Origin of the sequence: Enterococcus sp. DIV0421 (assembly GCF_051713745.1) — a bacterium.
Classification (GTDB): domain Bacteria; phylum Bacillota; class Bacilli; order Lactobacillales; family Enterococcaceae; genus Enterococcus_D; species Enterococcus_D casseliflavus.
In genome coordinates, this window is record NZ_JBIOQM010000001.1 from 1940914 (window position 1) to 1953032 (window position 12119).

Genomic DNA, 12119 nt, shown 5'->3' on the forward strand with positions numbered 1-12119 from the left:
AGGCAGGAAAATAAATGAAAAAAATCATGATCGGTATTATTGCTGGCTGTCTATTAATGTTTCCTCAGCTCGTTTCAGCAGCCGAAGCAGGTGCCTATGACAGCAATGGCATTACTTCCTTTTTCGGTGTCTATGAAGAACCAGTTGAGGAGCCAGAAGAGCCCGTAAAAGAACAGCCAGGGAATAAACAAGTAAATCAAAAAGGCAACAACATTCTGCCGGCAACAGGGTCGGATCACTTTAATAGCTATCAAAGCAGTGGTCTTGTCGTTTTGTTGGCAGCAGGAATCATTTTAATCAAAAGGAGAACAAAAAATGAAAAAACTTTTCTTGACGGCAGGCATTCTATTGATGAGCACTGCTCTGTTACCAACAACCGTTAATGCCGCTGAATACACCTCAAATGGAGCAATCACTTTTGAAGCGGACCCGAATCCAACCAATCCAGTTGATCCGACCGATCCAGAAAAACCAGTGGATCCCGTCGATCCAACCGATCCAGATGGACCAAACCCTGGAACAGCTGGACCATTATCGATCGATTTTGCTTCAAGCTTTCAATTTGGCAACCAACTGATCACTTCCGAAACAAAAGATTATTACGCACAGCTGCAAGAGTTCACAGCTGGCGCTGCTGGACCAAACTATGTGCAAGTAACAGATAAACGAGGAACACAAGAAGGCTGGTCATTGAGCGTTGTGCAAAACGGACAATTCAAAACGGCTGATGACGAAGAACTAGTCGGGGCTTCATTATCGATCGCCTCAGGTGCAGCAACTTCGGTCACCGATATGCAGTATGCACCAACGGTTACGGCAAGTCATACCTTTGTACCCGATAGTGAAATCACATTGGTCAACGCACCTGTCGGAAAAGGAATGGGCACTTGGATCTACAAGTTTGGGAACGATGCAACGGAAGGGTCAACGGCAGTAAAATTAAATGTACCAGGCAGTTCCGTAAAATTAGCCAAAGAGTATCGGACGACATTGACTTGGAATTTAAAGAATGTCCCTGAAAGCAATTAAAATCACTGATTTTCAGTAAAACAGATAAAGGAGTGTCAAATAGAAATGAAAAAAACAGCATGGGTCTTTTTAAGTCTTGCCGTATTGGCAGCAGCGAGTGCAGCAACTGAGGTTTCAGCAGCTGAAGCGGCTTCTTACACCTCAAATGGGGCGGTTGATTTTATTCCAAATACCGATCCGACGAACCCAGTCAATCCAGAAAATCCAGATCCAGAAAACCCAGTCAATCCTGTGGATCCAACCGATCCAGATGGACCAAACCCTGGAACGAATGGACCATTATCGATCGATTATGCCTCTAGCTTAGATTTTGGCGTCAATAAAATCTCCAATAAAAACGAAGTCTATTATGCACGAGCACAAGGGTATTTGAATGACGATGACACAGTTTCTACATTAAAAACTGCCAATTATGTCCAAGTAACGGATAATCGCGGTAGTAATGCCGGTTGGCGGTTGTCTGTGAAACAAAATGGGCAGTTCAAAAATGAGTCAACGTTGAATCAAGAATTGACAGGTTCTGTCATCACCTTAACAAATCCTGAGGTTAATTCTAATGCAATTGGCGTTACTAAACCAGTGGCAGAAGCAACGATCACATTGGATGCAGCAGGTGCTGAATCAGTGGTGATGACTGCAGCAAATCAAACGGGGGCTGGAACATGGGTCAATGCTTGGGGAAGCGTTGAGACGGTCACTGAAATAGATAAGGATGGCCAAGAGGTACAAGCAGATGTTACCAAAGCTGTCGCACTTTCTGTACCCGGCAGCACACCAAAAGATGCCGTTAGCTACACGACTACACTAACTTGGGTATTATCAGATACACCAGGAACGGAAGGATAAGGAGTATAGACATGAAAAAAACACTAGCATTTCTCTCAGTATTAGGGCTAAGCTTCGCTGCTCCTGTGCTGGCACAAGCAGCGGACAGCGCAGAATACAATTCAAACGGACAGATCACTTTTGAACCAAATACAGACCCAACCAATCCAATCAGTCCAACAGACCCAGATCCAGAAAATCCGATCAAACCAGTTGACCCAACGGACCCAGATGGACCAAATCCAGGAACCAACGGACCGTTATCGATTGATTTTGCTTCAAGCCTTTACTTTGGTACACAAAAAATCACCTCGAAAACAGAGGTCTATCATGCGGAAACCCAAAAATACGTGGATTCAGCAAATGTGAATCAAGAAGGACCAAATTTTGTCCAAGTGACAGACAATCGGGGAACAGAGAGCGGTTGGACATTGAATGTTCGCCAAAATGGCCAGTTCAAAACAGCGGAAGACCAAGAATTGACTGCTGCGCAAATTCGTTTGACAAAGGGAACTGTGGTAACACCTTCCTTGTCACCAAAACCATCAAATGTGAGCGCAACGATCACATTGAATCCGAATGGTGCCCAATCCTTAGTGATGAGTGCCCAAGATGGTGAAGGAGCAGGAACCTATCTAATGAGTTGGGGCGATAGTTTAGCTGCAGCTATGGATAGCATTGAGTTGGAAGTTCCAGGCTCAACGACAAAATATGCCAGCCAATACAACACCACGTTTACTTGGTTACTGACAGACACACCAACAAACCCATAAGTACCAGCTTTCTCCTTGAACCCTTTCGAGGTTTAAGGAGAATACATAGAAAGAAGGGACATCCATCATGAAAAAAATCAACCAGCTTTTGGCGCTCCTATTCGCAAGTATTTTCTTTTTTGTACCAACGATAGGAACCGCTTCTGAATTTAACTTTGCCGTCAATCCCGTAATTCCAGAAAATCAAATCGATAAAGAAAAAACTTATTTTGATTTGAAAATGGCGCCAGGTACGGTACAAACCGTTGAAGTCCAATTGCGTAATGACACCGATCAAGAGGTCGTCATCGCGCCAGTGATCGCTTCAGCTACCACAAACTTAAACGGAGTCGTGGAATATGGCGAAAACGACATCGAAGCGGACGAAACCTTGCCTTATGATATGGCTGATTTGATTGAAGTGGATGAAGAGATCACGATCCCCAAACAATCCCAAATCACCTTGCCCTTAAAGATCACCATGCCTTCAGAATCCTTTGAAGGGGTCATCGCAGGCGGATTGACCTTAAAAGAGACGACAGAGGAAGCCGATACTGCTGACAGTGAAGAAGAGCAAGGGTTAGCTATCAAGAATGAGTATGCCTATGTCGTTGCGATTTTACTGCGACAAAACACAACAGAAGTTTCACCGGATCTAAAACTGCTAGATGTTGGACCAGGTCAAGTCAACGCCCGAAATACTATCAATGTCACCCTTCAAAATCCTGAAGCAGCTTACTTGAATTCATTACGCCTGATCAATGAAGTGAAGAAAAAAGGTGATAGCGACGTCTTGTATTCTTCGGATACCTCACGAATGCAAATGGCACCTAATTCCAACTTCTCGTACCCAATCTCTTTAGAAGGACAACGTTTAGAAGCAGGGACCTACGTGTTGACTTCCGTTGCCTATGGTGGAAAAAGCGATGAAGGGCAATACAAAATTGAAAATGAAGAAGGCGAAGAAGAAAGCTATCTCTATAAATGGACCTTCGAAAAAGAATTTACAGTGACGGGAGAGGTCGCACGTGATCTTAATAAGAAGGATGTGACGATCGAAACAGATTACACATGGCTTTACTTCTTGATCGGCGGACTGTTGCTACTACTCGCCTTGCTGCTGCTTTTATGGTACCGACGAAAGAAAAAAAATGAAACGGATGAAGCGTGAGCGCCTTGAGAAATGCTTGATCGATGGGTTGATCATCTTAGGTATTCTTTTGCTGGCACTGCCTTTTCTAAAAGAAAGCATCGTCAGTTGGCAATTACGCACCACGCAATTGACGATAGCCACCCAGCTGCCGGCAACGATCCCAGAAGAAGAAACGATCCGAATGCCGGCTCTGTCAGATGTAATGGCGCCTCAGCCGACAACGATCACTGGGTACGGCTTTGTCGCAATCGAGGCGATCGATTTCCAGCAGCCGCTGTTGGTGGGACTAACGAATCAACAGCTGCTGAGAGGCGGCGTCGTGATGTTTCCCGAACGTTCGTTGAAAAATAGCAATTTTGTCGTTTTAGGGCATCATCTTGGCAGACAAAGTTTGTTATTTGGTCAATTGCTAGAAGCACAGGTGGGGATGGAAGTATCAGTGACCTATCTCGAGGAGAGTCAACAGTATATCATCACGGATAAAAAAATCGTAGACGAATCGGACTTGGCGGTGCTAGAGGAAGAACAGACACCAAAATTGACCTTGATCACTTGCCCTACGCCTACTCGAACAGAAGAACGGTACGTGCTGACAGCGATTCCTGTTGAGCAGGCAACTGCCGATCATCCACAAAAACCAGCGGCGACAATCAGCACGACGAAAGCAGCAAAAGTGATGGTTGAAAAACAAGAAACGGTATGGAAACAACAATCAATGAAAAATTGGTTTCTTTTATTTGTTATTTTATTTATAATTAGTGGATGTCTGCTGGGCGCCCATAAGTTGTTGGACCGTTCAGCGTCGTAGAAACATCATCAGAAGATGCGCTGATGATAAGGAGGGTGAATAAAATGAAACGCAGATTTGGCTTTGTCATTGGTGCGTGCATGATTATCGGAATGATCGATCTTGTTACAGAACAAGTCGTTTTTGCGACCATTTATAATCCGCTGGACCCCTCAGAAGAAATCGTCCCGACGGACCCACCAGAAGAAATACCAGAAAAAGTGGAGGAACCGCCAACTGAAATGGAAGAATCCAAAGAACAACCCGCGCCTGAACCAGAAACCGTTCCGAAAAAAGAGCCGGAGCGATCCTCACTGTCAGAAAGCAGTTTTTTGGAGAAGCAAAAACATTTTGCCCAACGAGTCATGCTGGAGGATGTCTTTGCGCCGGATCGTTTGAACGTCGATCTAGCACTGCCAGGAAATAATACAGATGGTGATGGCGATGATAAGCCTTCTTATCTTGCCAGCTTGTGCTACTTATTTTCAGGAAACGTCCTTTATGGCCAAAAAAACAATGGAGGCTTGAAAACGCATGTTTGTGACATTTTTGAATAAGGCGGACAAACGAAAATTGGTGATGCTGCAATATTTGGAAAACGCAGTCGCTCTTTCGGAAACGAAGGAAACATTGATGGATCAATTGACCATGTCGGAATTTTTGATCAACAAAACCGTTCAAGAATTGAATCTTGATTTTTATGAACTCGGATTGAATGAGGAATTTGAGATCGTGACCGATGGGACGGTCATTAAACTGAATGCCTCGGGGCTGGCAACTTCCGATACACTGCTGACCTATTATTTGGATCAAGCGTTGAAATTTTCCATGTTGAAAGAATGTTTTTTTGAGCAATTGTCTTCTTTATACGAATTTGCTACCAATCACTATTTAAGCCATAATCCCGTCTATAAAGAATTTAAACAGTTCAAACTGATCTTGAAAGAATATGATATTGAAGTGACGAAAGAATTTCAGCTGGTTGGGGAGGAAAGTGAGATCAGGGAATTTATTTTTCTCTTTTTTATGAAGGAATACTATCTGAATCATTCGCCTTTTCCAAAAGAAATCCTAGAAAAAGAAAAGACCTTTGATCGTTTTAATGAAAGCACCTGGCTTAAACCAGAACAGTCTGCTCGCATGCGGATTCGCAAGAAACATTATCTAGGAATCGTTTTGGCACGGATGACGAATGGTCATTACCTGCAAAACAGCGTGGAAAATGATTTAGTCTTGCCCAAGCATCTCGTGATCATTGAGGAATTGAAACGCTGGCTGCAGGAGATTTTGACGATCACCGATCAAGAAGTGCTAGAGCGTGAAGCTCGAGATATTTTGCGCTTTTTGATCGTTGAGGGCTGGCTGATCGACAACAATAGCTACATCGATCAAGAACAAACCTATATCCAACAATTAAACGAGCATTTTATTCAAGCCGTCCAACAGCAGTTTTCCTTAACCGCGGACACGTTGGCACTTCTTCATGCTGAAACGACAACGATCCATTATCAGCTCTTGTCGTTTTCCTTTAGTTCTCGCTATGAATACCAATATATGGATGTGACGTATTTTCTTGAAACCTATCCAGAATATGCTGCCTTTTGCCGTAACTATCTGGAAGAAAGCCGCAACCGGCCGATCTTATGGAACAATAAAGAGTTTTTGTTTTTCAGGTACCTGATTCTGTTGATTTCCACGATTCCGCTAAAAGAGATTTTGGTTCCCTTGTATGTCTGCGTGGACTTTTCATTTGGCGATTCCTACAATCAGATGATCCAAAAGAATATCGAAAAAATCCTCGATTTAAATGTCCAATTCCAAAGTTACCCAGATGATCATACGCATCTGATTCTTTCAAACTTACCCTTTTATGGTGCATTGGGGATCGACCATATCTTATGGCTGGCACCACCTAGACCCATCGACTGGGCCAATTTCACTGAAAAAGTCAGTGTGATTCGAAGAGAACAGTTTCAAACCAAAATGGCACAATGAGCAACCTGCCGTTTAACTATCGAAAGCAACGTCTGCCTCAAATGGAGGCAGGCGTTTTTTGTAGAAACCTGTCCTATTTAAAAAGCGCCCAGGAATCTATTGCTCTGATGAAGGTTTCGGGGAAGGTCTGTGAAAAAGGACCATTTGTGAAGCGACCCCCAAAAGTTAGACCAAAAATCTAACTTTTGGGGGTCGCTATTTGTATGGCAAAATATCCTTTTGAATTAAAACTAAAAATCGTTAAAGAATATCTTAGTGGTGTGGGTGGATATCGGCATCTTGCCAATAAATACGGTATTTCAAGCAAGTCTCAAGTAAGTGATTGGGTGAATGCCTATCGTGAATACGGAGAGGAAGGTCTATTGAGAAAGCATCAAAATCAGAAATATTCTGTTCAATTTAAGTTAAATGCGATAGAGTTATATCAAACAAGTGAGATGTCCTATCGAGAAGTTGCCAGCACTTTAGAAATGAACAACCCTGCGCTTATTGCCAATTGGATGCGTAATTTCAGAGAAGCAGGTATTGAGGGGATCTCAAAAGAGAAAGGACGACCACTTACTTTGGCTAGAAAAAAAGAGAACAAAAAAGAAAATACAACAACTGAAGAACGCGATCGTATCAAGGCATTAGAAAAGCAAGTCCGATCCCTTCAAATTGAGAATGCCTTTTTAAAAGAGTTGAGGAAGCTGCGAAAACAGGAAGCCCAGCAAAGACGCAAGAATCAATCGCACGAATCATCGCCAGCCTCCGAGGATCATTCAAACTAGTTGAGCTTCTTGAAACATTGAAATTTCCTAAAGCAACCTATATGTATTGGCAGAAACGGTTTGACAGACCAAACCCAGACCAAGAAATTGAAGAAAAAATGATTGAAATTCGCAAGGAGCATAAAGACTATGGCTGTCTGCGACTAAAAAAAGAATTAGAGAATCAAGGGATTCATGTCAATAAAAAGAAGATTCAACGTCTGATAAAAAAACTAGGTATCGAAGTAAAGTCTTACACTCGAAAATCTCGACGGTACAATTCTTATCGTGGGAAGGTTGGCACTGTCGCCAAAAATCGTATTCATCGTCGGTTTTATACAAATATCTGTCACCAAAAAATTACAACTGATACCACAGAGTTTAAGTATTATGAAGTAGACACCACAGGTGTCGTTCGTCAGAAAAAGCTGTATTTAGATCCTTTCATGGATTTCTACAATAGTGAAATTCTATCTTATCGGATTTCTGAAAAACCAAACGCACTAGCCATAATGGAAGGATTAGAAGAAGCAATCCAGATGACAAATGATTGTCCATTTCGTAGAACCTTCCATTCAGATCAAGGATGGGCCTATCAAATGAATGCTTATAAGAATAAATTGAAGCAGCATAAAATCTTCCAGAGTATGTCTCGTAAAGGGAATTGTTTAGATAACTCACCTATGGAAAACTTCTTTGGTTTATTAAAGCAAGAGATTTTTCATGGAGAAGTCTATCGGAGTTTAGATGAATTGAAAACAAAAATTGACCAATATATCTATTATTACAACCATAAACGCATCAAAAAGAAATTAAATTGGCGAAGTCCAGTTCAGTTTCGAGAAGCTGTAAAAACAGCTGTTTAACAGTTAATTTTATCGTACAAAAAAGGAGTGGATTTCTCCACTCCATAAAAGTCTAACTTTTTGGGGTCACTACATTTGATAGGATTTTTTTTTGCAGGAAAATTTGGTATGATAGAAAGAGAAGAAAAAGAGGTGCCCTATGATGGATGGGAAACAAACGAAGGCTGTGATTGGCCAGACATTGATCACCCTTTGTGAGACCAAAGAAGTGAATAAAATCAGCGTACAGGAGATCGCCGAAAAGGCGCAAGTCAATCGGCAGACGTTTTACTACCATTTTCCTGATAAAAAAGCTTTGATCCAATGGATCTATCGGCAAGATGCCCTGATTTTTTTGACGACAGAAGATGTCTCCCTTGATAACTGGGAAGAAGCCGCCTTGCGCATGCTGAAAGCAATGAAACAAGCGCCGGCCTTTTACCGCAAATCACTGGCTTATGACCGCGAAATCTTAATGAACGGATTTCTACAGATCACAGAACCGCTTTTTCAGCGCTTGTTCTTGGAGGTCGATCAAGAGCAACAATTGACGAAACAAGACATTCTATTTTATAGCCGGTTCTTTTCCTACGGCTGCGGAGGCATTTTGGAAAATTGGATTCACAACGACTTTCCAGAGACCCCTTTAGAGATTGCAACGCAATTGTTTCGTTTGGCGAAGGATGTGGAATTTTTTGGCCACCAAATCTATGAAAAAGAGGAGCAGTGAGCGATGACGAAAGTTTTATTTGTTTGTTTAGGTAATATTTGCCGTTCCCCCATGGCAGAAGCTATTTATAAAGCAGAAATAGCAAAACGCAAATTGGATTGGCAGATCGATTCGGCAGCGACCAGCTCATGGGAAGTCGGACATTCTGCTCATCCCGGAACCAAAAAAAGATTGCGTCAAGCAGGCTTATCCAGCGAGGGACTCATTTCACGGCAGATCACAGAAGCAGACTTTGCCAAATTTGACTGGATCATCGGTATGGATCAAAGCAATGTTGAAACACTTCAAGCGCTGGCACCTGCCGATACCACCGCAAAGATTCGTTCGTATTTGAGTGTTGTTCCTGGCAAAGAAACCGCGGAAGTACCAGATCCTTATTATACAGGAGATTTCGAAGAGACCTATCAACTGCTACAAGAAGGAATTCCTTTTTGGCTAGAGGTTATTTCTTCTGAAAAATAAGGCGTGTTCGCTTGTATTTTACCAAAAATTTGCTAAAATAGAACCATGGAAATGCGAACGTATGTGTGGTTTTTATAAACTGCTGCAACGCGCAGAAAGGAATGTCCAATGGAAAAGAAACCATCGCCCATCAAACAATTGGGCAAACTCATTGTGATGACATCCACAACGTTGCTGGATACCTTTTTCAGTGATGATGCTGACAAGAAGAATCAGTCTGAAAAAGTCAAAGAAATCCAGCGAACGCTGCAAGAGGCAGCCGCTGCCAAGCACCTGGTCGTGCTGCAAGTAAAAACAGAGAAATTGGGTGGTTTTGAAACCGTTACCGGTTGGATCGTCGGCAAAACGGTAGCAAAAGAACAAGTTGTCTTGAAATTACAAAGCGACCGTCAGCAGCTGCGGATTATTCCCCTGCATCATGTGCTGAAAGTTAGCACCTTGAATACAAAACCTGGCTTGTAGACAAGCCTGTGCATAGCAAAAAAACCGCTGCGTCATTAGACACAGCGGTTTTTTTATTGCTGGTTAAGCGTGCTTGTTTTTGACTTCTGCGAGTCGCCAAGCGGTCATCACAGCGATCAGTTCGTAAGGGATCGGCTGTGCAAAAGGAAACTGAACCGCCCCTTTACTGGTTTTGTAGGGTTGTAGGTCTTCTTGGAAGGCCGTGATCGCAGAAGGCGTGGGATAAAAGCCAAGATGCTGTTTGGCGCAGGCAAAATGCACGATAGTTTCTCCCTGATGATAGGTAGGCATTTGATAACTGATTTTTTCAACCGCTTCAGGTAAAACGGCTTTGATGGTTTGACGGACCTTTCTTAAAATCGCTTGTCGTTCTGCTGGAGCTGTTGCAATGTATTGGTCAACTGTCGTAATGGCTTTTGTCATAGGACACCTCCTGGCTTTAGTATACGGCAAACCCCGTAAGAAAAAAAGGAGCCTGTCAGTGGGTAGCTGACAGGCAAGGAGTAAAAATGAAAAGTGTTAGTTAGGGTTGTTTGTTGGGTTATGTATACTATACTGTCCAAATATGAATTTTTTGTGGAGAAAAGATTGGAAAGTGTTTAAGTTTGCTGGCTGCGAAAAGAAGCAAAAAAAGACCCGTCGGTGGGTGGCCGACGGGAAGGAGTTAAAAATGAAAAAGTGTTAGTTAGGGTTGTTTGTTGGTATACATAGAGTATACGAGATAAATATGAATATTTTGTGACAAATCTTTTCGGAAGTTCTTAAGAAACCGTAACGGTTTGATTACAGAGAAAGGTTCTTTTCATCAAAACGGTTTTTCAAGGTACGATACAAATCAATGTATTGCCGATCATCTGCCGCATAATCCCAAATATAACTCATTTTTTCTGGTTTGAGTTTTTTCATCAACTGATTGGAACTAACGATGACATCATAGTTTTCTTGCTGGTTTAGATCATAAGGTTCTGCTGCTACGAAGGTCAAGTCATGTAAGAATTGATTCAATCCTTGAACGACTAAGAAATTGTCTTCTAACGCAACCCCTACCCGTAAACGATTCGAATAACGGATTTGATCATAAAACGGCAGCAGGGCGTGGGTATACATCGTTGCCATCTGCTCTTGGTTTTCATCGTTGATATAGTCCACCGCGGATTCTTCGCGATAACTCGTTAAGAATTCATCGATTTTTTGCTGCAGCTGCTCTTCAGCAGACCCGCGATTGATCGATGGCGTCAGCAAGCGATAGATATTTGGAAACGGCTGACGGAAAACGTAGTTGCCGAAAGTCACATTGATTAAATTACCCACGACCAATGGCTCATCTAACAGGCCAGGTTGTGAAGCAAAGAAGGTTGCTTTCATCTCTGCTAACAAGTCTGCGACTAATGGATAAACTGGGTTTTGTTTGCTTGAAAAGAATTGCAAGGTTTGTTGCAACGCTTCTTCTTCAGGACTCAAATAGAATGGGAAGATTTGCGCCATCAAGTAAATAAACCCTGATTCGCCTTTTAATTGTTTGTCTGTCATTGAAACTTCAGGATCAACGACTTGTGTCAAACGCTCAAAATCGAAATATGGATTATTTTTCATTAGGAAATTATACCGCTTGTCGTATTTGGCAAAATTTCCTTTTTTGATTCGTAAAAGAATCAAGGCGGCGAAATACTTCAACTCTAATCGGCCAAGATAAGAATGAGTCATTGGGAAGTACTCCGTGAATCGATCCACCATTTTTTCTGTCTCACTCTCAGCGATCGCAAATGGCCATTCTATTCCACGAGTACCTAACCAAATGATATTGAATAGGGAGAGCCGCACAAGACGCTCATCGCCCACCAAGTTTGATTCAGTGTACGTAAAGCGAAGCTGAAATTGCTTCAAATGTTTTTTTAGATGTTCAAATTTGCGAGACACCGTTGAACGACTGACATCGTATTTTGCACAAAAATCCGTGATCGTAGGATGGTCTTCATTCAGCATGTAAAGAACATATAAGAACGGAACGCTTTTATTCAATAAATAGAAGCGGTATTCATCGATCGTTACCGCGATATTCTGAGGCTGTAATTTACCGCCACGACCGAGTATCGACATATGATCCGGAGTTAACTCAGTTAGATCTTGGTCGATCTCAGTCAACTCTATAAAAGCTTGTTGGTAGCTTAACTCCATTTCCTTTGCCAATTGTGCGATTGGGTGGCTAGGGTTTTGCAGAGTCAGCATACGCCGGAATATTTTAAATTTAATTAATGTTTGCGGGTCCATCATAAGTTCTTCATAAAACATAGGTATCCTCCTTTGTGGCTCTATTGTATCTTTTTTTTACG

General features: G+C 42.2%; 15 protein-coding genes. 13 read left to right on the plus strand and 2 right to left on the minus strand.

What is annotated here, in order from left to right; translation table 11 throughout:
* Positions 1-14 precede the first annotated feature (14 nt).
* The 13 genes from IGI96_RS09415 (at position 15) to IGI96_RS09475 (ending at position 9789) form a co-directional block, all read left to right on the plus strand.
* Positions 15-383 carry an LPXTG cell wall anchor domain-containing protein gene (locus IGI96_RS09415; protein ID WP_010748658.1) on the plus strand — a complete coding sequence of 123 codons (369 nt, stop codon included), beginning with the start codon at positions 15-17 and terminating at the stop codon, positions 381-383.
* On the plus strand, positions 316-1029 hold the full coding sequence (locus tag IGI96_RS09420; RefSeq protein ID WP_016609549.1) for a WxL domain-containing protein: 714 nt from the start codon (positions 316-318) through the stop codon (positions 1027-1029). The genes IGI96_RS09415 and IGI96_RS09420 overlap by 68 nt, the downstream gene beginning before the upstream one ends.
* A gap of 45 nt (positions 1030-1074) precedes the next feature.
* Complete coding sequence (locus IGI96_RS09425; RefSeq protein WP_086338983.1) at positions 1075-1875, plus strand: WxL domain-containing protein; 801 nt, start codon at positions 1075-1077, stop codon at positions 1873-1875.
* Positions 1876-1886: 11 nt separating this feature from the next.
* A complete protein-coding gene (locus IGI96_RS09430; RefSeq protein WP_086338984.1) occupies positions 1887-2627 on the plus strand; it encodes a WxL domain-containing protein in 741 nt (246 codons plus the stop codon).
* Between the two features lie 67 nt (positions 2628-2694).
* A complete protein-coding gene (locus IGI96_RS09435; protein ID WP_016609552.1) occupies positions 2695-3777 on the plus strand; it encodes a DUF916 and DUF3324 domain-containing protein in 1083 nt (360 codons plus the stop codon).
* Positions 3767-4567 carry a class A sortase gene (locus IGI96_RS09440; protein WP_086339160.1) on the plus strand — a complete coding sequence of 267 codons (801 nt, stop codon included), beginning with the start codon at positions 3767-3769 and terminating at the stop codon, positions 4565-4567. Before IGI96_RS09435 ends, IGI96_RS09440 begins: the two co-directional genes overlap by 11 nt.
* A 44-nt stretch (positions 4568-4611) precedes the next feature.
* Positions 4612-5103, plus strand: coding sequence for a hypothetical protein (locus IGI96_RS09445; RefSeq protein ID WP_015508844.1), 492 nt, complete (start codon positions 4612-4614; stop codon positions 5101-5103).
* Positions 5081-6541, plus strand: a complete 1461-nt coding sequence (locus tag IGI96_RS09450; RefSeq protein WP_010748665.1) for a helix-turn-helix domain-containing protein — start codon at positions 5081-5083, stop codon at positions 6539-6541. The genes IGI96_RS09445 and IGI96_RS09450 overlap by 23 nt, the downstream gene beginning before the upstream one ends.
* 203 nt (positions 6542-6744) lie before the next feature.
* Positions 6745-7311 (plus strand): helix-turn-helix domain-containing protein, encoded by a 567-nt coding sequence (locus IGI96_RS09455; protein WP_015509615.1) that lies wholly within the window; start codon positions 6745-6747, stop codon positions 7309-7311.
* A complete protein-coding gene (locus IGI96_RS09460) occupies positions 7281-8156 on the plus strand; it encodes an IS3 family transposase (protein WP_234976689.1) in 876 nt (291 codons plus the stop codon). The genes IGI96_RS09455 and IGI96_RS09460 overlap by 31 nt, the downstream gene beginning before the upstream one ends.
* 139 nt (positions 8157-8295) lie before the next feature.
* Positions 8296-8865: a TetR/AcrR family transcriptional regulator gene (locus tag IGI96_RS09465; protein ID WP_005227190.1), complete on the plus strand. Its 570-nt coding sequence runs from the start codon at positions 8296-8298 to the stop codon at positions 8863-8865.
* Positions 8866-8868: 3 nt separating this feature from the next.
* On the plus strand, positions 8869-9327 hold the full coding sequence (locus IGI96_RS09470) for a low molecular weight protein-tyrosine-phosphatase (protein WP_074535364.1): 459 nt from the start codon (positions 8869-8871) through the stop codon (positions 9325-9327).
* Between the two features lie 108 nt (positions 9328-9435).
* A complete protein-coding gene (locus tag IGI96_RS09475; RefSeq protein WP_005227192.1) occupies positions 9436-9789 on the plus strand; it encodes a hypothetical protein in 354 nt (117 codons plus the stop codon).
* A gap of 63 nt (positions 9790-9852) precedes the next feature.
* Here the strand turns inward: IGI96_RS09475 and IGI96_RS09480 are convergent, their stop codons facing one another.
* Entirely contained in the window at positions 9853-10212 is a 360-nt protein-coding gene (locus IGI96_RS09480; protein WP_034868967.1) for an iron chaperone, read from the minus strand.
* Positions 10213-10572: 360 nt separating this feature from the next.
* A complete protein-coding gene (locus IGI96_RS09485; RefSeq protein WP_005227194.1) occupies positions 10573-12078 on the minus strand; it encodes a helix-turn-helix domain-containing protein in 1506 nt (501 codons plus the stop codon).
* Positions 12079-12119: the final 41 nt, after the last annotated feature.

Bases quoted from the DNA above. Each gene is read 5' to 3' on its own strand.
- IGI96_RS09475 (WP_005227192.1), top strand. From the start codon at position 9,436: ATGGAAAAGAAACCATCGCCCATCAAACAATTGGGCAAACTCATTGTG.
- IGI96_RS09455 (WP_015509615.1), top strand. From the start codon at position 6,745: ATGGCAAAATATCCTTTTGAATTAAAACTAAAAATCGTTAAAGAATAT.
- IGI96_RS09470 (WP_074535364.1), top strand. From the start codon at position 8,869: ATGACGAAAGTTTTATTTGTTTGTTTAGGTAATATTTGCCGTTCCCCC.
- IGI96_RS09435 (WP_016609552.1), top strand. From the start codon at position 2,695: ATGAAAAAAATCAACCAGCTTTTGGCGCTCCTATTCGCAAGTATTTTC.
- IGI96_RS09440 (WP_086339160.1), top strand. From the start codon at position 3,767: ATGAAGCGTGAGCGCCTTGAGAAATGCTTGATCGATGGGTTGATCATC.
- IGI96_RS09480 (WP_034868967.1), bottom strand. From the start codon at position 10,212: ATGACAAAAGCCATTACGACAGTTGACCAATACATTGCAACAGCTCCA.
- IGI96_RS09425 (WP_086338983.1), top strand. From the start codon at position 1,075: ATGAAAAAAACAGCATGGGTCTTTTTAAGTCTTGCCGTATTGGCAGCA.
- IGI96_RS09415 (WP_010748658.1), top strand. From the start codon at position 15: ATGAAAAAAATCATGATCGGTATTATTGCTGGCTGTCTATTAATGTTT.
- IGI96_RS09430 (WP_086338984.1), top strand. From the start codon at position 1,887: ATGAAAAAAACACTAGCATTTCTCTCAGTATTAGGGCTAAGCTTCGCT.
- IGI96_RS09420 (WP_016609549.1), top strand. From the start codon at position 316: ATGAAAAAACTTTTCTTGACGGCAGGCATTCTATTGATGAGCACTGCT.
- IGI96_RS09445 (WP_015508844.1), top strand. From the start codon at position 4,612: ATGAAACGCAGATTTGGCTTTGTCATTGGTGCGTGCATGATTATCGGA.
- IGI96_RS09450 (WP_010748665.1), top strand. From the start codon at position 5,081: ATGTTTGTGACATTTTTGAATAAGGCGGACAAACGAAAATTGGTGATG.
- IGI96_RS09465 (WP_005227190.1), top strand. From the start codon at position 8,296: ATGATGGATGGGAAACAAACGAAGGCTGTGATTGGCCAGACATTGATC.
- IGI96_RS09485 (WP_005227194.1), bottom strand. From the start codon at position 12,078: ATGTTTTATGAAGAACTTATGATGGACCCGCAAACATTAATTAAATTT.